The following is a 24322-nucleotide window of genomic DNA, read 5'->3' on the forward strand; positions in this document are numbered from 1 at the left end:
TTCAAACCGCCGTGATTGCATCGTGAAGCTGCTCACCGTGCCATCCGCACGCTGCTTCTCGCGAAGCAGGCCCCTCATTGGGTGCCGTTTGGCGGAGGAACACTTCAGGTCGTGGCGACGTTGTTGGTCGGTCCCATTTTGCTCTCAGCCCCGCGTGATCGCGACAGCTATGCAAAATCGGATTGGCTGGCCTGCCGATCATCAAGATTGAAACAGAATAGTTTGGGTGCTAACTAATGCTGCAAACAAACTTAGTGGGCTAACTATGTCCTATACCGATCAGGCTGCATCCGAATATCTCGAAGAGCTGACCAAGGTCAGCCGGAAGATCCGCACGGCCTTCAATCAGCAGGTGACCGCCCATGGCCTGACCTATCCGAGGGCGCGCGCGCTATTCCGGCTGGCCAGACGGCAGAACATGACGCAGAGCGAACTTGCCTGCGAACTCGAGCTTGAACAGGCGACGATGGTGCGCCTCCTCGATCGTCTCGAAGAGAACGGCCTTATCGAAAGACGGCCCGATCCGGGTGATCGGCGGGTCAAGCTGATCGTCCTGACCGAGCACGGCCGCGAACAGGCGGAATTCGTGCGCACGCTGGCCGACCAGATCCGTCATCGCTTCTTCGACGGCGTCGAAGAAGCAGACCTGCAGCAAGGCATTCGTCTGCTGCAGACGATTTCGGCGAATGTTTCGAAGCTGGAAGAGAGCGATGTCTGACAATCGCGACACACAAGAGCAGCAAAAGGCGCTGTCGGCGTCGCTGGCCCAGTCTCAGGCAAATTCTCAGGCCGAGAGTGAAGGCAATGTGCCGGCACCCGTCGATGCGGCGAAGCCGGTGGAAGCACACACGCCCGCTCAGGTTCCGGCACCCGCCGGTCCACCGCCTTTCGTGCGCAAGCCGCTGCCGATCGCCCTGCTCTATGCACTGACCTCGCTCACCGCCGCCGTGATGCAGGGTCTCGGCACATCGCTGATCTCCACCAATCTGCCGCAGATTTCCGGCCCGCTTGAGGCGACACAGAACGAAGCCGCATGGCTGATGGCTGCCTATCTGTTTCCCAATGCCAGCCTCGGCCTGTTCCTGTTCAAGGTTCGCACCCAGTATGGCATCCGCAATTTCTGCGAGCTTGCCATAATCCCTTATGTGATCATCAGCCTGGCGCATCTGTGGGTCAACGATCTCGGCCTCAGCATAGCCCTGCGTTTCTTCGCGGGCGCCGCTGCCGCACCGATCTCGTCGATGGCCTTCCTGTATATGCTTGAGATCTTTCCGCCGGAGAGGAAACTCAATATCGGCCTCTGTCTGGCGCTGATCGGCCTGTCGCTCTCCACCCCGATTGCAGGCCTCGTGTCGCCGTCGCTTCTCGACCTCGAAGACCTGCGCGGGCTCTATCTGCTCGAACTAGGGTTGGCGCTGATCGTCTTCGGCCTCATCTACGTCCTGCCACTCACCTCGCCGCCGCGTGCCAAGGTGATCTCGACGATGGACTACGTGAGCTATGCGCTGGTGGCGACATCCATGGGGTGTTTCGCAGTCTTCTTCACCATGGGCCGGCTCTATTGGTGGCTGGAGGCGGATTGGCTGGCATGGGTGCTGATCGTTGCGATCGTCACCGGCGTGGCGATGATCATGCTCGAACTCAACCGCCGCAACAATTTGATCGACGTGCGCTGGATCGGCTCCTGGGAGATCGTCCATTTCGCCGGCGTGCTGCTGGTCTTCCGTATTCTTCTGACCGAGCAGCAGACCGGGGCGATCAATTTCTTCCGCCAGATCGGTCTGTTCAACGAACAGATGGCCGGTCTCTACTGGCTGATCCTGATTGCCAGCGTCGCGTCCGGCCTCCTCTGCGCGGTGGTGATGAAACCGGGCCGCGAGGCAGCAATCCACCTTCTGGCGCTGATGCTGATTGCCGCCGGCACGCTGATGGACAGCTATTCGACCGTGCTGACGCGGCCGGAACAGATGTATCTCAGTCAGTCGATGATCGCGTTCGGCAGCGGGCTTTTCCTGCCGCCTGCGATGGCCGTTGGGTTTGCCGCAGCGCTTAAGAGGGGGCTCACCTACGTGATCAGCTTCATTGCCGTGTTTCTCTTCACGCAGAAGGTGGGAGCCTTCATCGGCAGCGCCCTGTTCGGCTCCTTCGTCGTCTGGCGGGAAAAATATCACTCGGCGATCCTGACGGCTCGCCTTCTGCCGACCGATCCGCTGGTGACCCAGCGTATCCAGCAATATGTCGGCGCCTACAGCCACCAGTCGGCGGACGGTCACCAGGCCAGCATTCAGGCCACCAGTCTTTTCGCCGGAAGGGTTCAGCAGCAGGCCTATGTGCTGGCCTACAACGATGCCTTCTTCGCGACATTCGTCATGGCCGTGGCAGCCATCGTGCTGCTTCTCCTGCACGTCCTGTTGAACAATCGCCACCGGCTGCTGCGCTCGGCCGAGGTACCCCATCCGGCCTGACCGGGCGCCATTGCCCGAGACGAGCCGTAAGAAACCAATTCTAGAACAAGTCGATGACCATGAAACCAGTACTCCGCTCAATCGCAACCTATATCGCTGCAGCCGTCGGCATCGTCGGCGTGCTCGTCGTCCTTTACGTCTGGAACCTGCCGCCCTTCCGCGGTTCGGTGGAGATGACCAACGATGCCTATGTGCGCGGTCAGGTGACGCTGCTCAGCCCGCAGCTCGCCGGCTATATCGTCGAGGTGCCGGTGCAGGATTACCAGACGGTCGCAAAGGGCGACCTGATCGCCCGCATCGACGACCGCATCTACGTCCAGAGACTGGAGCAGGCCAAGGCAACGCTGGCGTCGGCCGAAGCGGCGCTCGCCAATTCGGAACAGAGCCGCAAGTCGGCCGAAGCGCAGATCGTTTCCGCCAAGGCGGCGATCGAGAGCGCCCAGGCTGCCTTCAATGCAGCCAAGACCTCGTATGACCGAACCCAGTCGCTGCTGAGAAGCAATGTCTCGACCCAGAGCGATTTCGAAAGGGCGAAGGCTGCCTTCGATCAGGCACAGGCCGCCGTCCATCAGGCCGATGCTGCGGAACTGGTGACCGAGCAGGATCTCAACACGATCGTCGTCAATCGCCGGTCTCTGGAAGCTACGGTCGAAGGGGCCAAGGCGGCGGTTGCGCTGGCCGATATCGATCTGCAGAACACCCGGATCGTCGCGCCGCAGGACGGCAGGCTTGGCGAAGTCGCCGGTCGTCTTGGTCAATATGTCTCGACCGGCACGCAGATCGCATCACTGGTGCCACAGCAGGTCTGGGTGGTTGCCAACTACAAGGAAACACAGATTGCCGGCATGCGCCCCGGCCAGGTCGTCACGTTCACCGTCGATGCTCTGGGCAATCAGCGGTTCTCCGGCCATATCGAACGTTTCGCTCCCGCTACAGGATCGGAATTTTCGGTGATCAGATCCGATAATGCCACTGGCAACTTCACCAAGGTTGCCCAGCGCATCCCGGTTCGTATCGCCATCGATGCCGGCGAACAGGGTCTCGAACGGCTTGTTCCAGGCATGTCCGTCGTCGCGCATATCGATCTCGACCAGGCTGAACCTGCCGGCAACTGACGGCATTATCCGAGAAGCGGGCGGCCCGTCAGCGGGCCGCCATAGCGCTGCCGCCCGGCGTGTTGCGCGAAACCCAGTTATGCCAGGCTTCCTCGCCGCCGTTGAAGACGTTCAGGTCGATCTTGCCGTCGACGCCCTGCGACAGCCCCGAGCCGGAATATTGCCAGAACACCCATTTGCGATCCGGGTAGACCTTCGACGGATGCGCCGCGACCGAACGCAGCCAGAACGGATAGTCACGGAACTGGCCGCGCAGGTGGTCCTTGTAGAAATCCGGGGCGGTATAGATGACCGGGCGCTGGCCGTAATGACGCTCCAGCTTGTCCATGAACACCTGCATCTTTTCGAGCACGCGCTCCGTCGACAGGCGCATCTTGCAGTTTGAAAGATGATTGTATTCGACATCGATCACCGGTGGCAGTGCGTCGGGATCGCGCGGCACGTTGCGGATGAACCAGTCCGCCTGTTCGCCGGCGGTGCGGCACCAGTAGAAGAAGTGATAGGCGCCACGGCGCACGCCGGCTTCCTTCGCCCGCCGCCAGTTGGTCTTGAACATCGGGTCGATATGGTCACCGCCGTCCGTTGCCTTGATATAGGCGAAGTTGGCACCGTGACCGCGCAATGTCGACCAGTCCATGTCGGTCTGCCAGCGGGAAACGTCGACGCCGTGAACAGCGAAATGACGCGGTGCCACCTTGCCGAAATTGATCGGTTTGGCATCGCGGAAACGCTGACCGTAGACCTTGAGCCGCTGATAGCCCTGGCCGCCGGTCAATGGGCTGACCGCCGGCCGCAGTGCTGCGACCGGTCGATCGGAGGGTACGGGCATGCCGACCGTCGTGGTCATGCCGTCGAACGCGTGGGTCTGTTCAGTTCCGCCGCCATTCCAGGCCAGTTCATGCGGATCGTTGACGCCGGCTGGCGGCGTGATGGCGGCAACCGGGGTTGGATCGACATCCGGTATGCTTTCGGAAGGGAAGCTCATCGGCGTCTGGGCGGCGACGCGCGATGTCTTCACAGACGCCGGCGGAACCGTCAGGGCGGCCTCCGGGCCGGAGCTCGATGTACAGCCTGACACGCCGAGACATGCGGCAAGGATGACCGAAGTAACTGCTGGAAGACGCATGACAACCCGTACGCAAGACCAAAAGGGCGTGAATTCACTAACAGGACCTTACCGAACAATCCTAAATGCAATCTTTACGAGTCGTGACCGCCCTCCGGCTGCGGCGGATTATTTCGATAGCGCTTATAAAATATCCCATAATTATCTGACGAAAGCGCGCCGGCGCTAAGATCATCGTAAGAACTGTTGCCGGATAGTACCCGCCATTACGGTACTCTTTTCCCCGAAGGTCGCGCCCGGATGCGCTTTATCCAGCTCAAGCTCGTTGCTCCGGCAATCATCGCGCTCGCCGTGCTGATCGCCGGAATGGCTTCCATTCCCTATCTGGGGATCGCCCAGATAGACGCCGCCCTGCGGGAACGGCACGAGACGCTGGTGAAGCGGAACATCGATTTGTGGATCAGCGATATCGAGTTCTCGCTGACGGCCTGGACGATCTGGGACGAATCCATCGCCCGGATCGACAACAGTTTCGATTTCGAATGGACCGATCGCAATATCGGCGCTTCGCTTATCGGCACGTCCCGCACCCGCTTCGTCGCGGTGGTCGACAGCGCCGACAAGCTGATCTATTCGCGGACCGAAGACGGGGTCAGGGAACGCCGTTTCTTCAGGCGCGGTGCTGATGCCATCCTCGCGGATGCCTCGACCCTTGTCGCCGACGTCCGCGGCCGCGAGCTTGGCCGCAGCGAGCCTGGAATTCCCAAGCCGGTTACAATCAGCCGTATCGAAGTACTCGGCGACGATGCGGTGCTGATGACGGCATCCCTCTTTCAGCCCGATTTCGGCACGGCGAATACCAAGGGCGAGCGTGCGCCGGTGCTGGTCACCGCCATGCCTATCGACGGCAGCCTCGAGGATTTCTTCGGCACGCGGTTCCTTCTCGACGATGCACGCATCAGCCCGCTGGCGGATGTTCAGGCCGACCGTGCGCGCGCCGAGATCGCCGTCGGTCCGGGCGGCGAGGCAAAGGTTCTCTCCTGGCTGCCACTGACGCCTGCCCGCGACATGCTCTACAGCGCATTGCCGTTGATTGCGACCGTCGGCGCGCTGTTGCTCGCCGCGGCAATCTTCATGCTGAGCGTTTCGCGCAATGCCGCCAACACTCTGGTGACGCGCGAGAGGCAGATGCGCCACGCGGCAACCCACGATTTCCTCACCGGGCTCTCCAACCGTTCGCTGCTGGAGCCGGCGTTCAAGGCCATGAGCGCGCAAGGCTCGCTGGCCGTCGTCTGTCTCGATCTGGACGGCTTCAAGCAGGTCAATGATACCCACGGTCACGCGTTTGGCGACGAGCTGTTGAAGGTGGTGGCGACGCGTCTCGAGGCCGGTATCCGTGTCGACGACCGGCTGTTCCGCCTTGGCGGCGACGAGTTCGTCGTGCTCATGCCGGATGTGACGTCGCAGCAGGCCGAACAGATCTGCCGCCGGCTGTCTGCGTCACTTCTGGCGCCGGTCGAGCTTTCGGATATCCAGCTCTGCATCGCCGCGTCCTTCGGCATCCGCCATGTCGACAAGGGGAGCGTGACATTGGATATCGTACTCGGCGCTGCAGATGCCGCCCTTTATCACGCCAAGGCTTTTGGCCGTGGCCGCGTCGTGCGCGCCGATGAGATGGAACTGCCATCATCCCTTGTGGAAAGCTCCGACGCACCGGCGCGGCTGAGAGCCTGAGATCCAGCGTAATTCGACCAAAAATCGGAACCGGTTCTGCGTCCGGAATTGCGTAGCATCAGGGAGCTGGAGCATTGCTGGCGGCTCGATGCACGCAAGCCATGCTCTAGCGACGCAGCAGACGAAGCGCGTTGATCGTCACCAGAACCGTTGCACCGGTGTCGGCAAGGATCGCCGGCCACAGGCCGGTAACGCCGATGATCGTCGTCACCAGAAATACAGCTTTCAGCCCCAGCGCGATGGTGATGTTCTGCCAGATGTTGCGCATGGTCCTCTTTGACAAGGCGATCATTGCGGCGATGTCTGAGACGCGGCCATGGAGTACGGCCGCATCGGCCGTTTCGAGCGCGACGTCCGTGCCGCCTCCCATGGCGATGCCGACGTCTGCTGCCGCAAGTGCGGGCGCATCGTTGATGCCGTCGCCGACCTTGCCGACGACGAAGCCTTCGCGCTGCAACTCGCCGACGATGCGGCTCTTGTCTTCCGGCATCAGCTCGGCGCGCACTTCTATGCCGAGGTCTGCACCGATCGCAGCTGCCGTGCGGGCATTGTCGCCGGTCAGCATCACGGTTCTTACGCCGGCATCCGTCAATGCCTGCAAGCCGAGCTTGGCGTCGGCGCGTGGCTCGTCGCGCATGGCGATCGCACCGGCCAGAACGCCATTGGCGATCAGCACCGAGACGGTCTTGCCCTCGTCGTTGAGTGCCGCGATCCGGCGTGAATGCGCCATTGGTAGCGCCACCCGTTCGGCCGCGGCCTTGGGTGAACCGAGAAAGATCTCCTCGCCCCCGACAACCGCCGTCACGCCCTTGCCGCCCAGCGCCTTCGCACCGTCGGCGCTCGGAATGTCGAGTTCATAGTCTGCGGCCTTGGCGAGAATTGCCAGCGCCAGCGGATGACTGGAGCCGGTTTCGAGCGCTGCGGAAAGCGTCAGGACTTCATCCGCACTGCGTCCAAAGGCGATTACGTCGGTCACCTGCGGCTTGCCGGATGTAAGCGTGCCGGTCTTGTCGAAGGCGACGGCGGTCACCTTGCCGAGCGTTTCGAGCACGGCACCGCCCTTGAGCAGCAGGCCCCGCCGCGCACCCGACGACAGGGAGGCGGCAATTGCAGCCGGTGTCGAGATCACCAGCGCACAGGGGCAGCCGATCAGGAGAATCGCCAGGCCCTTGTAGATCCATGCACCCCAGTCAGCCCCGGCCAGCAGGGGCGGCAGGATTGCAACGAGGGCCGCGACCAGCACCACGGCCGGCGTGTAATAGCGCGAAAACCGATCGATGAACCGCTCGGTCGGTGCCTTCTTCTCCTGTGCCTCTTCGACAAGCCGCACAACGCGGGCGATCGTGTTGTCTTCGGCCGCGGCAGTGACACGGACGCGCAATGCTGCGTCGCCGTTGATCGTGCCGGCGAAGACGCTATCGCCCTCCTCCTTGGTCACCGGTGTGCTTTCGCCCGTTACCGGCGCCTCGTCGATTGCGCTTTCCCCAGCCACGATCGTGCCGTCCGCCGATATCCGGTCGCCCGGCCGCACGAGAATGATCGACCCGACCCTGAGGCTTGCCGCAGGAACTTCGCGTGTCTTGCCATTTTCCTCGACCAGCGCCGTTTTCGGCACGAGCGCCGCCAGGCTCTGGATGCTTGACCGCGCCTTGCCGGCCGCAACCCCTTCCAGAAGCTCGCCGACCAGAAACAGGAAGACGACGGCGGCGGCCTCCTCCGTGGCGCCGATGATGATGGCGCCGACGGCAGCGATGGTCATCAGCATCTCGATCGAAAACGGCGTGCCGGCGAGCGCCGCCATCACCGCACGGCGGGCGATCGGGACAAGGCCGATCAGCATCGCGGCGGTGAAGAACAGGCCATCATAGGCCGGCAGCAGGTGGCCGAAGCCATAGGCAACGACGAGCGCCAGGCCGGTGCCGATCGTCTGCCTGCCCTTTTTCGACGCCCACCACGGCCCGTCCATCGGGGTGTGGTCGTGGCCATGCAGCCCCTCTATCTCTTCATGGTCATGGTCGTGATTGCCTTGCCCGTGCGGGCGGTGGTGAACATGGTTGTCCCTGCCGCAATCGGGTCCATGCGTGTGGTGAAGTTGGTGCGCTGCTGAATTTTCCGGCATGGAGGCAGACGATGGGTTAGCCCGCCCTTTCGCTCCCAGGGCACGCAATGAGTAGCCCAGCCCCGACACCTTCTTCTCCATCGCGGGAAGATCGGCATTGTCGTTATGGCTCACCGTCAACGTGCCGGCGGCGACCGACACCGAGACGTCTTCGACGCCCGGCAAGCGCCGGACCGCCGTGTCGATCTTCGTCGCGCAGCTTGCGCAATCCATGCCGCCAACCTTGTAGCGAGCCTGTCGTGTTGCCGTTGCGTCCGTCATGTCACCCTCCGCCTTTTGCATCGAGTGCCTTCCATAAGACCTCTAGTCACTAGAGCTGCAAGAGGCTTTTTCGGAGAAAATCGGCCGGCGGGGGGTAAATCCGTGGAGTGCCCGGCAATCAGGCTTGCGAGGCAAGCGCACAAAAAATAGAATTCCTGCCGATCGCCGGGGAGAATGCCCGGCCCACCGGTATCCCGAAAGGTCGTTGTCCCGTGAATATGTCCCGTCTGCTCCGCGCTTCGGCTCTTGCCGCCATCGTCACGCTTTGCGGCACGGCATCCGCGAGCGCACAGTCGAAGACGCTTACCATTTCCTGGTGGGGCTATAACGGCGAGAAGATGAACGCCAACATCATCGAACCGTTCAAGAAGATCTGCGGCTGCGACATCGTTTTCGAGACGGGAAACAACGCCGACCGCCTCAACAAGCTGCGCCTGCGCGATGGCAAGGGCGTCGACGTGATCTATCTCTCCGACAGCTTCTCGCAGCTCGGCATCGAGCAGGGCCAGTTCCTTGAGATCGATCCGGCGAAAATCCCTAACCTTTCGGAGATCTACGAACTCGGCCGTCAGCCGCAGGGCAATTACGGCCCTGCCTATACGATCGGTCGCGTCGGCATCGTTTATGACAGTGCCAAGGTCCAGCCACCGATCACCTCCTGGAACGACCTGTGGCGCGCCGATCTGGAAAAATCCATCTCGCTGCCCGGTATCACCACGACGGCCGGACCGATGGTCGTGATGCAGGCCGGCAAGCACGCGGAAACCGACGCATTCGAGGACAGCGAGGCAGCCTTCGGCGCCATCGAGGAGCTGAAGCCGAATGTGGTGAAGAACTACAATACCGGCTCCGAACTGGTAAACCTCATTTCCACCGGCGAAGTGCGCGTGGCGATCGCCCAGGATTTCACGCTCGCCTCGATGCAGGCAGCCGTACCGACCATGGTCTGGGCGACGCTCTCCGACGGCGATATCGCCACGGTCAACACCGTGAACATTCCCAAGGGTTCGGAAAACGTCGAGCTTGCCTACCAGTTCATCAACTTCGTGCTGTCGAAGGACGTGCAACAGAAGGAAGCCGAACAGGGTGTCGATGCGCCGATCAATACCAAGGTCGAGCTGACGCCGGAGCAGGCAAAGATGTGGACCTACGGCGCCGATCAGGTCAACAGCCTGTCGCGCATCGACTATTCCAAGATGAACGAAGCCAAGACCGACTGGATCGACCAGTGGAACGAGCTGTTCGCGCAGTAAGGTCATCGTCAGGTAATTGCCCCTCACCCTGAACCTCTCCCCGCACGCGGGGCGAGGGGACGTGCCACACTCAAGCGTCAGCGGGGAATGAAAGGTCGCCACACGTGTCCTTCTTCCCGTCATTACGGGGCGAAGGTGCCGGCAGACGGATGAAGGGCCGCGGCGACCGAGAGAGATACACAATCAATGAACAAATTCACCAAATGGGGCCTGACGATGCCGGCGACGATCCTCGTCGTGGCGCTGCTCGTCATCCCCGTTCTTCTGACGATCGCCACCACATTCGGCGAGCCGAAGGGCATCTTCTCCACCTATTCCGCCTTCTTCAACAGCGGTTTCCGCACCCGCATTCTTTACCGCACGCTGCGCATCGCCCTTATCACGACGGCGATCTCGCTCGTCATCGGCTTCCTCACCGCCTATGTCATCGCCCAGATGCCAGGCCGGCTGAAGTCGATCGCCATCATTGCCGCCGTCTTCCCGTTGCTGACCGGTGTCGTCGTGCGCTCATTCGCGTGGCTCATCATCCTCGGCAAGAACGGCATTCTCAACAGCTCGCTTCTGTCACTCGGCATAATCTCTGAACCGCTGTCGATGCTCTACACCGAAGGCTCGGTCATCATCGCGATGGTCTATCTCTTCGTGCCGCTGATGATCCTGACCCTGACCGGGGTTCTCGAAGCCATCCCGCGCGATGTCGTGGAAGCCTCCGCCTCGCTCGGTGCAAAGCCGATCGCCACGTTCTTTCAAGTCATCCTGCCGCTCGCGGTGCCCGGTCTCATCGTTGGTGCGGTGCTTGTCTTCACCGGAAGCTTCACGTCCTACGCCACCCCGCAACTTCTGGGCGGCGAGCAGATGATGATGATGGGGACGCTTCTCTACCAACGCGCCATGGTCACGTTCGACTGGGTCGGTGCTTCAACGATTGCGGCGATCATGGTGGTCATTACCATCGCCATCGTATCGATCATGAGCCGCATGGCGCGGCGTCTCAATCCGATGGCGGTGTAAAGACATGACAGCCCGTCTTCATCCGCTGCTCGGCGCCTTCGCCATCCTCGCCTTCCTGTTTCTGCTGGCGCCGCTTGTCATTATCGTCGGGGCATCGCTCAGCGATACGACGTATCTGACCTTCCCGCCGCAGGGACTGACCCTGCGCTGGTACGCAAATATTTTCGAGATTGCAGCCTTCCGCAACACGGCGATCACCAGTTTTCAGGTGGCGATCCTCGGCACGGGGCTGTCGCTTCTGATCGGAATTCCGGCGGCTTACGCGCTCAACCGATATCGCGCCGGCCTGCCGAAATGGCTCGGGACCCTGTTCGTCCTGCCTATTCTGGTGCCGGAAATCGTCTTAGGCTTCTCGCTGCTCAAGTCGATTACCATCGGCCTCGGCCTGCCGGTCTATCCGAGCCTGATTATCGGCCATGCGCTGCTGGTCCTGCCCTATTCGGTGCGCGTCGTCGGTGCGTCGCTCGCCGCCTTCGACTTCTCGGTCGAAGAAGCGGCGATCAGCCTCGGCTGCCCGCCATGGAAGACCTTCATGACGGTCGTGCTGCCGAATATCCGTGCCGGTGTCATCGCCGCCTTCATCCTCGCCTTCATCACCTCGATCAACGACGTGTCGATCTCGGTCTTCCTGACGGGGCCCGGCATTTCCACCCTGCCGATCCAGATCCTCGCTCATATGGAACAGTTCTTCGACCCGACCATCGCCTCGGTCTCCGTGCTCCTGATGCTGGTGACCGTCGGTGTCATGGCCATCGTCGAAAAGACGCTGGGCCTCACCTTCCTGACAAAATAGGCAGATCGACCGATCCCATGACCGTATCGCTCACCATCGAAAATCTCTCCGCCCATTACGGCCAGACCCAGGTTCTGAAAGACCTGTCGATCTCTGTCGCCGCCGGCGAACTCGTCTCCCTGCTCGGCTCGTCCGGTTGCGGCAAGACGACGACACTGCGTATCGTGGCCGGCTTCCTCGCGCCGACATCCGGTCAGGTCCGCCTCGGCAACCGTGACCTCACCACCCTCCCCGCCCATGCGCGCGATATCGGCCTCGTCTTCCAGAATTATGCGCTCTTCCCGCATCTGACCGTCGAGGAGAATGTCGCCTTCGGCCTGAAGCAGCGCGGCGTCTCCACCGCCGACCGGGCCAAGCGCGCAACGGCGATGCTTGAGCGCGTCGGCCTTGCCAACCTCGCCGACCGCCTGCCGGGCGCGCTCTCCGGCGGCCAGAAGCAGCGCGTGGCGCTTGCCCGTGCTCTCGTCATCGAGCCACCGCTGCTGATGTTCGACGAACCGCTCTCCAACCTCGATGCGAAACTGCGGGTGGACATGCGCGTCGAGATCCGTCAGCTGCAAAAGGCGAACGGCACCACCTCGCTCTACGTCACCCATGACCAGGAGGAGGCTTTTTCTATTTCCGACCGTGTGGCGATCATGAATGCCGGGCGAATCATGCAGCTCGATACGCCGGAAGTTCTCTACCAGAAGCCGGCCAACGCCTTCGTTGCCCGATTCGTCGGCTTCGAAAACCTCATTTCGATGAAGGTCGTTGCCAGGAACGGCGCGTCGGTGACGGCGGAAGCGGCCGGCGGCGCGCAGTTGCACCTCTCGCAGGATGTCTTCGGGCCGATCAAGAATGCCTTCGTTCTGGCGACCCGGCCCGATGGTCTGAGTGTTCGCCGCTCGGGCGAAGGTCTTCCGGCAACACTTGGTACCCGCACCTATCTTGGTCGCGCCTACCAGTACAAATGCGATACGGCTGCCGGCGAAATCACCGCCAACAGTGCGCTTTCAGAACTGTTCGAGCCGGGCGACAGGGCGGTTCTCGTGCCGCTTGCGGAACAGTGCTGCATCCTGGATACGGACGTGTAATCAAGTGTGTAGGCGCGCCTCAACGCGGACTGGTTGAACCTGCGTCGCGCAAGTTTCGGTTCGTAACACACGCTCGTCTTCGCAATGTCGAAGGCTTAAGAAGAACCGGCAAAGCCCGCCGCTCTGCCGGTTCTTCTCATGACAAGGGAGAAACATGGCCTACGAGTGGGATGAACGAAAATTCCGCCGGACCCGGTTCATCAGGACGGCGATCATCTGTTTCGCCGTCACGGTTACGATAATACCGCTGTCCGTCCTAACCCTGGGCTGAGTATTTTTGCGAATGCAATCTATTCACCAGTTTGGGTGATGACCTTCTAATGTATTCATGCTTTTATCGGCTTGAAGCTTACCGAGCTTCATTTCTGACTTTCCAGCCTTTTGGCCCCTCGCCTGACCCGCGAGGGGCCGTTTTTCCATATCGCTTGAGTTCGTTGCCGATGCGCATATACTTTGCGCATGACCCGGAGGTTGAACATGCCGACCGCATCCCGCAGGGCCGCTAACCTTTCGCTTGATGCCGAACTGCTTGACCAGGCGCGAGAACTCGACATCAATATCTCCCGCGCGGCCGAGGAGGGTATCGCCAAGGCTGTCAAGATCGAGCGTGAGCGTCGCTGGCTTGAAGAAAATGCGGAGGCGATCGAGGCCTACAACAAATATGTGGAAGAGAACGGTATCCCGCTCGAAGAATACCGCATGTTCTGATGGCTCGGTTCCACATCCACCGTCTGAACGGGCGCACCGGCCTGGTCTTGGATCTGCAGGCCGATATGCTGGATACGCTGGGAACACGTGTCGTGGCACCGGTCGTGCCGCTTCCTGAAGTCACACAGATTTTCGCGCTGCTGACTCCCCGAGTCGAGATAGGCGGGCTCTCGTATATGATCCTCATTCCGTCGATGGCGTCATTGCCCAGGAAACTGCTGGGCGAAACTTTAGTGGACCTCTCCGGCAGGCGGGATGAAATCATCGCGGCCACGGATTTCCTGTTCCAAGGCTTCTGAAGAATAGCCCTCATCATCCATAAGTATGACTTAACCAGCAATCGCACTCGACAGCCACCCGGCCTCGCGCTATCGAGGGGCGCATTGAATTTCGGGAGGAATGTCTTTCATGCCAAAGCCTGTGTCGATCATTCTCGATTGGGGCACGAGTTCGCTGCGCGCGGCACTCGTCTCGGAAGCGGGCGACACGCTCGATATGCGTGATACGACAAGCGGAGGCATCCAGTTCGTCAAGGACGGCGCCTTCGAGGCGGCGCTGATGGAGACCGTCGGTTCGTGGTTTGCCGATCACGGTCCCCTTCCCGTCATCGCCTCCGGCATGATCACCAGCCGCAACGGCTGGATCGAGGTCCCTTACGTCGATGCACCCGCGGGCCTTGTGGAACTTGCCGCAGGCACCCGGCAACTGACATTGCAGAACGGCGCCGTCATCACGTTCCTGCCCGGCATGCGCGATCCCGCCGCAAAGCCGTTTCCGGATGTCATGCGCGGCGAAGAAACCCAGATAGTCGGCTTCGGCCTCGACAAGGACCTTACCGTCGTCCTGCCCGGCACACACAGCAAATGGGCGCGTGTCGAGGCCGGCCGAATCGCCGGGTTCCAGACCTACGCGACGGGCGAAATCTTTTCGCTGCTGACCCGGCATTCGTTCATCGCCAAGGCACAGGATCCGGTTCCCGGCGCCGAGCCGATCTGGACAGCCTTCGATCGGGGTGCAGAGTTCGCGGCAAGCGATGCCCGCGCGGCCGATGCCTTCCTCTCCTCCGTCTTTTCCGCCCGCACGGGCATCCTCGCCGGGGAACTCAAGCCGGAGGATATCGGCGATTATGTTTCCGGCCTCGTCATAGGCTCGGAATTCCGTCAGGCCCGCGCCGCCGGCTGGCTCATTGCCGGCGAGGCGATCGGCATTGTCGGCAATAATGTGCTGAACAGCCGTTACGGCCGCGTGGCGCCGCTGTTTGATCTGACCGTCGCGCCAAGCCAGCCGGATGCCGCCAAACGCGGTGTCCAGCTGATTGCCGGCCAATTGCAATTGACGAAATAAGGATGTCCCGATGAATTTTCTCGACGCTCTCAATGCATGCAATCTCATCGCCATCCTGCGCGGCATCAAGCCGGAGGAAGCCGAGCCGATCGGCGAGGCCTTGATCGAGGCCGGATGGCGGATCATCGAGGTGCCGCTTAACTCACCCGAACCGCTGAAGAGCATCGAGATGCTGCAGAAGCGGTTTGGCGACAGGGCGCTGATCGGCGCCGGTACCGTGCTGACGCCGGCGCAGGTTGCCGATGTGGCGGCCACGGGCGCCAACGTCATCATCTCGCCGAATGCCAATCCCGCGGTCATCGAGGCAAGCGTGGCGAAGGGCATGATAAGCCTGCCGGGCGTTGCCACGCCGACCGAAGCCTTCGCGGCCATCGCTGCCGGTGCTACCGGCGTCAAGGCTTTCCCGGCCGAAGCCATCCCGCCCGTCGTCATCAAGGCATGGAAGGCTGTTCTGCCGAAGCATATTCCGGTTCTGGCCGTCGGCGGTGTCACGCCGGACAACATGAAGGCCTTTGTCGATGCCGGTGCCGCCGGATTCGGCATCGGTGGCTCGCTTTACAAACCTGGCGATGATTCGCTGGTCGTAGCGGCCAAGGCGAAACAGTTCGTCGAGGCTATGCGGAGCATCCGATAGGTATCCAGTTGCCGAATTTCGTCCCTGGGGCGCAATCACAGGCGAGACTCAACTTAACGTGAGCCTAAATTACATTTTTTATTTGACGTTTGTCTAATCGTGCATACCCATGCCTTCCAGCCACCATGATGGTGGTCAGAGGCTTGCAGACGGCTTACGCCGCGCTGTAAGCCTCGCCTGAGGGAGCGTTCGGTCCCGCAGGGCAGAGGCATGACATGATTAAGACGACGATCGAAGACACCGCCATCGAGGCTGCCAACGAGATCAGGATCCGCCAGCGGCTTACGCTCGTGGCGCTCGGCAAGGAAAAAGCGGACGTTGCCTTGCGCGTCGGAAAACTCCTCGATGTCGCCACCCGCACCTGGTTGTCGGATCAGGAAATCATCATCAAGGATCGTCGCATCGCCTATGTCGGCGGTGCTGGCAGCTATCCGGGCGAGGTGGAAAGCCGTGTCCACGAGCCGGATCTTGCCGCCGTGCCGGGGCTCGGCGAAGTGCACAAGCATATCGAAAGCTCGCATCTTACGCCCGAATGGGAAGCAGCCCTCGTGCTCCCGCGCGGCAATACCTGGACCTGCGAGGCGAGCCACGAGTTTTCGAATGTCAATGGTGGGAAGACGCTGGAATTCTGGCTGAAGGCGCGGCAGGCCGGCTCGCCGCTGAAGATTTTCCCACTGCCCGGTTCGGCGGTGCCGCCCACCGCATATGAACATGGCGGCGGCCATCTCGGCTATGACGAGCAGAAGGCCTTTCTGCAGCAGAGCCTGATGACCGCCGGTCTTGACGAGGTGATGGACTGGCCGGCCGTGTGGAACCCGGAAAACCCGTCCTACGACCGGCTCTGGGGCATGATCCGGGCGACGTTCGAAAAGCGCGCGGTGGTGGAAGGCCATGCCGCCGGCATCCGCGACCTGCCGACCATCAACGCCTTTGCCGCAGCTGGGCTTGCCTCCGATCACGAGGCCTGGACGGTCGAGGAGTTCTGGGACAAGCTTAGCCACGGCCTGTTCATGGAGCTTCGCCCGCACAGCCTGCCGGAGGTCATCAGGGGCCTGCTCGATCGCGGCCTTTCCGACTGGTCGCAGATCGCGCTGACGACCGACGATCGCTCGGCCTCCGATACGCTGAAACTTGGCGCGACGGACTACAATGTCCGCCTTGCGATCGAAGCGGGACTTGCGCCGGAAATCGCCATCCAGTGCGTGACGATCAATCCTGCCCGCCACATGCGCCTCACGCCATGGGTCGGTTCGATCGCGCCCGGCCGCTATGCCGATATCGTGCTTCTGTCGGATATCGAGACATTCGAGATCGCCAAGGTCTGGGCCGATGGGCGCCAGGTGTCCGAGGGCAAGACCTATCTTCCGCACGTGCCGCGCATCGACTGGCCCGAATGGGCGACGAAGACGATCAATATCGGTCGTAGGCTCGAGGCAGAAGACTTCGTCATCGAGGCGGAACCGGGCCGCGAAACGATGACGGCTGCCGTTCTGCGGCCGTTCCACTGGGATGATGATTTTCTCACCTTCGAACTGCCGGTGAGGGACGGTCTCGTGCAGCGCGACGAAAGCCGCAACATCACCAAATTTTCGGTTATCGACCGCTTTTCCGGCACCGCGGGTGTTTCCAGGATGTTCTGGCTCGGGTGCGGCCCTTCGACGCCCGAGACGGCGCTCGCCTGCTCTATGGCCCATGACAAGCACAATATCTGGTGCGTCGGCTCCTCCGACGAGGCGATGGCGAAGGCCGTCAACGCGGTGGCCGAAAACGACGGCGGCTGGGCGCTGGTCGACCGCGGCGAGGTTACCGCCCGCGTCCGCTACGAAGTGGCCGGCCTGATGAGCTGTCGCCCGGCCGAGGCCTTGCATGAAGAGATGCAGGCGCTTTATGCGGCCGCTGAAAAGATCGACTGGATGTTCGAGCCGACCTTCCATCCGCGCTGGTCACCCGGTTTCCCGGAACGGCTGGCGTTCGCCACCCTCACCTGCGCCCCGTGGCGCTGGGTGCTCGTCGCACCGAGCGATCATGCACCCCAGGGCCTGGTCAACGTTCAGACCGGAAAAACCCATCCCGTCGTGTTCTGAGGGACGCCGGGGCCGGACTACCAGCTGCCGCTGAGTGCGGTGCCGATCAGCGGCACCGAAGCCGGTGCACCCTTATCATCGCCTTTGCCGGAGCTGACGGTGATCGCATTCGGCATGGCGCGCGGCGTCTTGCGGAACCAGCTGGCGGCAATGCTGGCGAGGTCGCCGATCATGCCGTGCTTCTGCCAGTCGGCAAAGCGGGCGGCCATCGCCTGCGGTTCAGCCTGGTAGAAGAAATCGCCGGATTGGCCGAGATCGTTGATGCTTGGCGCCATGGCCGAGAGCGGGCGCTGGAACATCTTTGCCGGCACACCCAGATGGGCGGCGCTCTGGGCCAATGCCGGCGCCATGAAATCGATTGCCCAGCCGTCGGCCTCTACCCAGCAATGAAAGTTCTCGCCGGCACCTGAAACGTAGCCGTCCTCGCGCTGATCGCCGAAGAGAAGCATGGCGCCGCCGAGATTGTAGGCAGCGAGCCCGCCCTTCGGCACCGCCTTGACCTTGTAATGCTGGTTCAGGATGAAAGCGCCGAATGTGCTGAAATACATGCTGGCGCTGGCCGCATCGGCACGCTCATTGATCAGCAGGCTGTTGATGACCCGGTAGATACGGTGATAGTCGCTTTGCTTGATCAGCATGATGATGCCCGCCTGAATGTCGTGTCTCTGTTGCCACGCCCATAGCGCATCGGGCACGGATACGGAACGGTTTTCACGCAGGTGAGGATCGGGCAGGCATTCGCCGCGGATGGGAAAACCGACAGGCGCGATGCCGCGCCGCCGGCCGGTTGCGAGTCGGCACTGATTCCCGAATCACTGCCAGCTTGCCGGTCACATGCAGCGGTTTTGTCGTTCTGGCGCTTAGCGACACAGTTGCAGTCACGATAGTACACCGGAAACTGCTTCTCCCATGGAACATTGGGGTGATCTGACAAGGTATTGAAAAATATAGTGTAATTATCAGTTCTGAATATTCGGAAGGCTGTTTTTCGGCATCCGGGTGCCGTCTACGGCGCTTGTCAGGCGGCGAATTTAGGGGATACTGGCGACAGTTTTGCAAAACCACCTATTTTGTCGCCAGAATGGTCTCGCCATGAACGCCTATTCGAAATTGCCGTCTTTCGAGTTCGACGAAAAGATCCTGCTCCAGGGAGCAGAGATCTCGCGTCGCCTTGACCAGTTGCGGATGGAAAAGTTTCCGCCGAACGCCAAGAAGACGCTGCGCAAGTTCTCGATGGCCGAGGTGGCGCATTATCTCGGTGTCAGCCCCAACAATCTGAAGCGCCTGTCGCTCGAAGGCAAGGGCCCGACCCCGACGACCTCGACCGGCGGCCGCCGCTTCTATACCGGCGAGCAGATGCGCGAACTGCGCTTCTATCTCGACAAGACCGGCAAGTCGGATGCGAAGAAATACGTTCCCCACCGCAAGGAGGGCGACAAGCTGCAGGTCATCGCCGTCGTCAACTTCAAGGGCGGCTCCGGCAAGACGACGACTGCGGCGCATCTGGCCCAGCACCTGGCGCTGACCGGCCACCGGGTTCTCGGCGTCGATCTCGACCCGCAGGCCTCCTTCTCGGCGCTGCACGGCTTCCAGCCTGAACTCGACAAGAACCCGTCGCTCTACGATGCGATCCGCTATGACGACGAGCGCAAATCGATCCGCGATATCATCCAGGAAACCAATTTCCCGGATCTCGACATCATTCCCGCCAATCTCGAATTGCAGGAATACGAGTACGACACGCCGCTTGCCATGCAGACGTCGGTGGAGGGCAAGCGCTTCTTCACCCGTTTGGGCAAGGCGCTGGCCGATGTCGACGACCGCTATGACGTCGTCATTGTCGACTGCCCGCCGCAGCTCGGCTATCTGACGCTGACGGCATTGACGGCCGCGACGTCGGTACTCATCACCGTCCACCCGCAGATGCTCGACCTGATGTCGATGAGCCAGTTCCTGCTGATGCTCGGCAATATCACCAAGACGATCAAGCGCGCCGGCGCCAATGTTGAAATGGACTGGCTGCGCTACCTGATCACCCGCTACGAGCCGACCGACGTGCCGCAGGCGCAGATGCTTGGCTTCATGCAGTCGATGCTGGCGGAGGAAATCCTGCAGCAGCCGATGCTGAAATCGACGGCGATCTCCGATGCCGGCCTCACCAAGCAGTCGCTCTACGAAGTGGAACGCAACAATTTCACCCGCGGCACTTATGACCGTGCGATCGAGTGCATGGATGGCGTCAATTTCGAGATCCAGGGCCTGATCCACAGGGCATGGGGGCGCATGTGACCCACACCATTTTCAACATGATGGAAGGTTTCCGCCATGGCGCGTAAAAACCCTTTCGCCAACGTGATGAACGAACCACGCGCGGAAAATAACGTCGCGCTCGACTACACGGTCAAGGGCGCGTCGCGCTCGATCATGTCGACGATCGACGAGCTGGCAGAGCGTGCCGACAAGCTGCTCGAAGGCGAGACGATTGTCGAGCTCGATACCGACATTGTCGACGTTTCCTTCGTTCGCGACCGACTGGAAGAAGACAAGCAGGCGTTCGAGGATCTCGTCGCGGCGATTACCGCACAGGGCCAGCAGACGCCGATCCTGGTGCGTCCGCACCCGAAGGATACCGGCCGCTACATGGTCGTCTTCGGTCATCGTCGCCTGAAGGTCGCGAAGCATCTCGGCCTCAAGGTCCGCGCCGTGGTCAAGCAGATGGCCGACCGCGATCACGTGATCGCGCAGGGCCAGGAAAATTCGGCGCGCTCCGACCTGTCCTTCATCGAGAAAGCGATGTTTGCCAAGCAGCTCGGCAATCTCAACTACGACAATGACAGTGCCACCGTCATGGCGGCCCTTTCGATCGACCGGGCGACATTGTCGAAGATGCTCACCGTCGCCAACATGCCGGAAGACATCCTGTCGGCGATCGGCGGCGCGCAATCGCCTGGCCGCGATCGCTGGTACGAATTGAAGCGGCTGATCGAGAACCCCAAGAAGCTCGCCCATCTGCGCGAGGTGCTGGCCAACACTGATCTGGGTGGCATCAATGGCGACGCCCGTTTCGCCTTCGTCATCGACGCGCTCACCCGCACCAAGCCGAACGGCTATGCGCGCGAGCCGCGGCTGTCGAAATGGTCGCCGCGTGACCGGGCGCTTTCCAAGGCGGTGTCGGCCGACATTCGCCATGACACCAAGAAATTCACGCTGGCGCTGAAGTCAGTCGATGCGGTCGGTTTCGGTCAATATATCGAGAACCAGCTCGACGAGCTTTACACCGCGTATCGCAAACAGTCGAAAAAGGGATAGGACAGCGAGCAAAAGAAAAAGGCCCTCCAAGCGTTGCCACTGTGGAAGACCTCTCTCGAACTAAGCACTCAGAGAATCGCACTTCCACGAAAATTCGTCAAGAGTCTTTGGCACCTATTTGGTGAGCGGATTTCCTTTGCCTTCTGAAAGGTGAAGAACCATGCAAAGTGGAAGCGTGACGACGCCCTTCGGGCGGCGGCCGATGACCCTTGCCCTGGTCAAAGGGCAGATGGGCACCGGCGGCGAACGGCCCGAAAGGGCCGTCGAGAAATGGAAAGTTTTTCGTGACGTGTCGGAAGCCCGCCCGCTTCTGGGCCTGCAGGACCGCGCGCTTGCGGTTCTCGACGCGCTTTTGACCTTCTATCCCCATAACGAACTGAAGCCGGACGGCAAGCTCGTGGTCTTCCCGTCGAATGCGCAGCTATCGGTTCGCGCCCATGGCATTGCCGGGACGACCCTGCGTCGTCATCTGGCAGCGCTTGTGGATGCCGGCCTCGTTCACCGTCGAGACAGCCCCAACGGCAAGCGTTACGCTCACCGTGACGGAGAAGGCCAGATCGAGCAGGCTTACGGCTTCGATCTCGAGCCGCTGCTTTTGCGCGCTGCCGAACTGGCTGCTTTGGCACAGCAGGTGGCGGAAGAGGCGAGGAAGTTCCGTCGCGCCAAGGAAGCGCTCACGCTTTGCCGTCGCGACGTGCGCAAGCTGATCAGTGCTGCCATGGAGGAGGGGGCCGAAGGCAATTGGCAGGACATCGAGGCGCTTTACATCGCCATTCTGGGCCGCATGCCACGTTCACCGTCGCGCCTCCAGGTGGAAGCAGCGCTCGACGAGATGTCACTGTTGCGCGAAGAAATCCTCAACCAGTTGGAAACGCAGCTTAAAACTTCAAATTCAGCTAGCAATGATGACCATAATGGATGTCACATACAGAATTCAAAATCCGAATCCATCTATGACTTTGAACCTCGCTCCGAACAGGAGCAGGGCGCGACCGCAGAGCCAAACATCAAACGTATGGCCGAACCGCAGAAGGCATTCCCGCTTTCAGTCGTGCTGAGAGCCTGCCCGCAGATTGTCGATTACAGTCCAGGTGGGGAAATCCAGACCTGGCGCGATTTGATGACCGCGGCCGTGGTGGTCCGCTCGACGCTGGGTGTCAGCCCGTCGGCTTATGAGGATGCCTGCGAGGTGATGGGGCCTGAGAACGCTGCCGCCCTCATCGCCTGCATCCTTGAGAGATCGGGTCATATCAATTCCGCCGGTGCCTATCTGCGCGATCTGACCGGCAGGGCAAGGCGCGACGAATTCTCGCTCGGCCCGATGATCATGGCGCTGTTGCGAGCGCAGGGACATGAGGTGAAACGGGCGTGATGGCGTCCGTTTCCGATAGTGTTCGGCGGGTTGCCCTCCCCCGATCTTCATCCACTGGCGAAATCGGCCTGCGGCCTTTGCCCGGCATTGTCGAGAAATGCACTGATCCGCTTTCGGCCGGTCTCGGCAAGCACGCCGCCCAGTGCATCGAAGCCGTGCAGGCCGCCAGGATAGACGGCGAGTTCGGCAGGATTGCCGGCAGCCTGCCACCGCATGAACATGAACATGCTGTCGTCCAGCAAAGGATCGCTTGTGCCGACCGAAAACAGAGCCGGCGGCAAATGCGACAGTTCCGCATAGAGCGGCGAAATGGACGGGTCGCGAAGATCCGTGCCAGCTCCGAAATTGGCAGCAAAATTCTCGATCGAGGTCCGATCAACAATCGGGGTGCCAGTTGCCATGCGGGTGCTCGGCGTGGCCGACAGATCGTAACAGCCATAGGCCAGATTGGCGGCATGGAACGCATCACGCTTGCCGAGGTCGCGCAGGCTGATCAGCGTGGTGACGGACAGATGTGCGCCGGCGGATTCTCCGCCGATCATCAGCCGGTCGGTTCCCCAAAGTGTCTTGGCGTTTTCGATAAGCCAGATTGCAGCCGCTAAGCAGTCATCCGTCGCAGCAGGAAAAGGATGTTCCGGCGCGAGGCGGTAATCGACGCTGACGCACACCAATCCTGCCTCCCGCCCCAATCGCTCCAGCTGTTCGTCCCACATGTCGTTGGTCCCTATCATCCAGCCGCCGCCATGGAGGTGAAGATAGACACCGCGGATCGTGCCGGCTTCCGGCGCAAGTATCCGCAAGGGAATTTCGCTCGCCGGACCGGGGATGCTCATCTGGCGCGCATTGTCTGATCTGGGTGACGCGGGAATGCCGAGTTGGCCCTGGGAAAATGCGTGACGGAAAGCCCCGAGATCGGCGACCGTCGGCGCGGAGGCCATTGCTGTAATGACGCGTTCCGTCACGGAGCGCGTGTCCTGCGAGATCGCATCTTCATGGAAAAGGGCCGGGCTGAATTCCTGGTGCATGAGTAGATCCTTCTGTTTGCAGGAAGCATCTACCGCGGGATTTCGTCAGTTTCTGTCAGGAGCGAAACGGCGCGCCGAGATCCTGCTCGCGCCACTTCTTGACGAGGGCGCTGCGTCGTTCCGGATAACGCTCCGGCATCATCGTCAATGCTTCCAGCCGGTCGGCGCGGAAATGACGGAACGCCTCACGTGTCTCGCACCAGGCGGCCAGAATGCGGACGCCGTCGAGATAGACGACGGCGATGGGCCAGAGGACGCGTTCGGTGACCGTTCCCTTCAGATCCCTGTAGCTCACTTTCAGTTTTCTGCGCAGCCTGATCGCGTTACGCACAACAGCGACCGATGCGGGGTCCGGAATGTTGTCGGCCCGGACGATCGGCACGAGAGGTGGCATGTCATCGCGATCGACGGTCGCGGGCGGCAGCACGGTGTTGATCTTCGACAGCGCGGTTTCCGCTGCTTGCGCCAGTGCCGGATCGGCGTGCTGAATGACCCAACTGGCGCCCAGCGTCAGCGCGTCGACTTCGTCACTCGTCAGCATAAGTGGCGGAAGCAAAAAACCGGGACGAAGGACATAGCCGATCCCGGCCTGCCCATCGATCGGCGCACCGAGAAGCCTCAGGGTTTCGATGTCCCGGTAGATGCTGCGGTTCGACACGCCAAGCCGAGCCGACATCTGCTCTGCAGTCACCGGCAATTTGCGGGACCGCAGAAATTCGATCAGGGTCAGGAGGCGTTCGGTGCGTGACATGGTTCAAGTCCAGTAGTGGAAGTTCGCGACAGTGGCTACGCCATTGGTGGAAAATTGGCGTTCGATGATAGCCTCGGCAGGTTCATGCAATCTCCGGAATTTTCGAAACCCTGCGGCATCAAAGGGATAGCCGGGGCATCCCGGCGGCAGTCGGATGGTGGACGCCCGCACTCTTGACAGCAAAATGAAACCGGTTACATTT

21 protein-coding genes are annotated in these 24322 nt (G+C 61.3%); 16 read left to right on the plus strand and 5 right to left on the minus strand.

The window, feature by feature from the left end; translation table 11 throughout:
- The first annotated feature begins 265 nt into the window (after nt 1-265).
- The 3 genes from AC0JZ4_RS23900 to AC0JZ4_RS23910 are packed head-to-tail and all read left to right on the plus strand — an operon-like array spanning nt 266 to nt 3580.
- The gene (locus tag AC0JZ4_RS23900; protein WP_471888956.1) at nt 266-718 is read left to right on the plus strand and encodes a MarR family winged helix-turn-helix transcriptional regulator; all 453 of its coding nucleotides are present in this window, start codon (nt 266-268) and stop codon (nt 716-718) included.
- Nucleotides 711-2465, plus strand: a complete 1755-nt coding sequence (locus AC0JZ4_RS23905; protein WP_471888957.1) for an MFS transporter — start codon at nt 711-713, stop codon at nt 2463-2465. The genes AC0JZ4_RS23900 and AC0JZ4_RS23905 overlap by 8 nt, the downstream gene beginning before the upstream one ends.
- 59 nt (nt 2466-2524) lie before the next feature.
- A complete protein-coding gene (locus tag AC0JZ4_RS23910) occupies nt 2525-3580 on the plus strand; it encodes an HlyD family secretion protein (protein ID WP_471888958.1) in 1056 nt (351 codons plus the stop codon).
- Between the two features lie 28 nt (nt 3581-3608).
- On the opposite strand, the gene AC0JZ4_RS23915 is transcribed toward AC0JZ4_RS23910, so the two are convergent.
- Nucleotides 3609-4706, minus strand: coding sequence for a glycoside hydrolase family 25 protein (locus AC0JZ4_RS23915; RefSeq protein ID WP_471888959.1), 1098 nt, complete (start codon nt 4704-4706; stop codon nt 3609-3611).
- 240 nt (nt 4707-4946) lie between these two features.
- Between AC0JZ4_RS23915 and AC0JZ4_RS23920 the strand changes: the two genes are divergently transcribed.
- Nucleotides 4947-6380, plus strand: a complete 1434-nt coding sequence (locus AC0JZ4_RS23920; RefSeq protein WP_471888960.1) for a sensor domain-containing diguanylate cyclase — start codon at nt 4947-4949, stop codon at nt 6378-6380.
- 106 nt (nt 6381-6486) lie between these two features.
- Here AC0JZ4_RS23920 and AC0JZ4_RS23925 read toward each other — a convergent pair whose 3' ends face one another.
- On the minus strand, nt 6487-8760 hold the full coding sequence (locus AC0JZ4_RS23925) for a heavy metal translocating P-type ATPase (protein ID WP_471888961.1): 2274 nt from the start codon (nt 8758-8760) through the stop codon (nt 6487-6489).
- Between the two features lie 218 nt (nt 8761-8978).
- Between AC0JZ4_RS23925 and AC0JZ4_RS23930 the strand changes: the two genes are divergently transcribed.
- From AC0JZ4_RS23930 to AC0JZ4_RS23970, 9 genes are all read left to right on the plus strand, one after another.
- The gene (locus tag AC0JZ4_RS23930) at nt 8979-10013 is read left to right on the plus strand and encodes an ABC transporter substrate-binding protein (protein WP_471889085.1); all 1035 of its coding nucleotides are present in this window, start codon (nt 8979-8981) and stop codon (nt 10011-10013) included.
- A gap of 186 nt (nt 10014-10199) precedes the next feature.
- Nucleotides 10200-11024 carry an ABC transporter permease gene (locus AC0JZ4_RS23935; RefSeq protein ID WP_471888962.1) on the plus strand — a complete coding sequence of 275 codons (825 nt, stop codon included), beginning with the start codon at nt 10200-10202 and terminating at the stop codon, nt 11022-11024.
- A 4-nt stretch (nt 11025-11028) separates the two neighbouring features.
- Entirely contained in the window at nt 11029-11817 is a 789-nt protein-coding gene (locus AC0JZ4_RS23940) for an ABC transporter permease (protein ID WP_471888963.1), read from the plus strand.
- 17 nt (nt 11818-11834) lie between these two features.
- Nucleotides 11835-12893, plus strand: a complete 1059-nt coding sequence (locus AC0JZ4_RS23945; protein WP_471888964.1) for an ABC transporter ATP-binding protein — start codon at nt 11835-11837, stop codon at nt 12891-12893.
- Between the two features lie 477 nt (nt 12894-13370).
- Nucleotides 13371-13601: a type II toxin-antitoxin system CcdA family antitoxin gene (locus tag AC0JZ4_RS23950; RefSeq protein ID WP_471888965.1), complete on the plus strand. Its 231-nt coding sequence runs from the start codon at nt 13371-13373 to the stop codon at nt 13599-13601.
- The gene (locus AC0JZ4_RS23955; protein WP_471888966.1) at nt 13601-13900 is read left to right on the plus strand and encodes a CcdB family protein; all 300 of its coding nucleotides are present in this window, start codon (nt 13601-13603) and stop codon (nt 13898-13900) included. Before AC0JZ4_RS23950 ends, AC0JZ4_RS23955 begins: the two co-directional genes overlap by 1 nt.
- 109 nt (nt 13901-14009) lie before the next feature.
- Nucleotides 14010-14945, plus strand: a complete 936-nt coding sequence (locus tag AC0JZ4_RS23960; protein WP_471888967.1) for a 2-dehydro-3-deoxygalactonokinase — start codon at nt 14010-14012, stop codon at nt 14943-14945.
- Between the two features lie 10 nt (nt 14946-14955).
- A complete protein-coding gene (locus AC0JZ4_RS23965; RefSeq protein ID WP_471888968.1) occupies nt 14956-15579 on the plus strand; it encodes a 2-dehydro-3-deoxy-6-phosphogalactonate aldolase in 624 nt (207 codons plus the stop codon).
- A 215-nt stretch (nt 15580-15794) separates the two neighbouring features.
- The gene (locus AC0JZ4_RS23970) at nt 15795-17663 is read left to right on the plus strand and encodes an adenine deaminase (RefSeq protein WP_471888969.1); all 1869 of its coding nucleotides are present in this window, start codon (nt 15795-15797) and stop codon (nt 17661-17663) included.
- 17 nt (nt 17664-17680) lie between these two features.
- On the opposite strand, the gene AC0JZ4_RS23975 is transcribed toward AC0JZ4_RS23970, so the two are convergent.
- Complete coding sequence (locus tag AC0JZ4_RS23975) at nt 17681-18301, minus strand: DUF2026 family protein (RefSeq protein ID WP_471888970.1); 621 nt, start codon at nt 18299-18301, stop codon at nt 17681-17683.
- Between the two features lie 454 nt (nt 18302-18755).
- Between AC0JZ4_RS23975 and repA the strand changes: the two genes are divergently transcribed.
- The 3 genes from repA (at nt 18756) to repC (ending at nt 22344) form a co-directional block, all read left to right on the plus strand.
- Nucleotides 18756-19952 carry a plasmid partitioning protein RepA gene (repA, locus tag AC0JZ4_RS23980; protein WP_471888971.1) on the plus strand — a complete coding sequence of 399 codons (1197 nt, stop codon included), beginning with the start codon at nt 18756-18758 and terminating at the stop codon, nt 19950-19952.
- A 36-nt stretch (nt 19953-19988) separates the two neighbouring features.
- Entirely contained in the window at nt 19989-20972 is a 984-nt protein-coding gene (gene repB, locus AC0JZ4_RS23985) for a plasmid partitioning protein RepB (protein ID WP_471888972.1), read from the plus strand.
- Between the two features lie 160 nt (nt 20973-21132).
- On the plus strand, nt 21133-22344 hold the full coding sequence (repC, locus tag AC0JZ4_RS23990; RefSeq protein WP_471888973.1) for a plasmid replication protein RepC: 1212 nt from the start codon (nt 21133-21135) through the stop codon (nt 22342-22344).
- A gap of 47 nt (nt 22345-22391) precedes the next feature.
- Here the strand turns inward: repC and AC0JZ4_RS23995 are convergent, their stop codons facing one another.
- On the minus strand, nt 22392-23369 hold the full coding sequence (locus AC0JZ4_RS23995) for an alpha/beta hydrolase (RefSeq protein WP_471888974.1): 978 nt from the start codon (nt 23367-23369) through the stop codon (nt 22392-22394).
- 55 nt (nt 23370-23424) lie between these two features.
- Nucleotides 23425-24120 carry a helix-turn-helix transcriptional regulator gene (locus AC0JZ4_RS24000; protein WP_471888975.1) on the minus strand — a complete coding sequence of 232 codons (696 nt, stop codon included), beginning with the start codon at nt 24118-24120 and terminating at the stop codon, nt 23425-23427.
- Nucleotides 24121-24322 lie beyond the last annotated feature (202 nt).

This window comes from [Rhizobium] kunmingense (assembly GCF_977018605.1).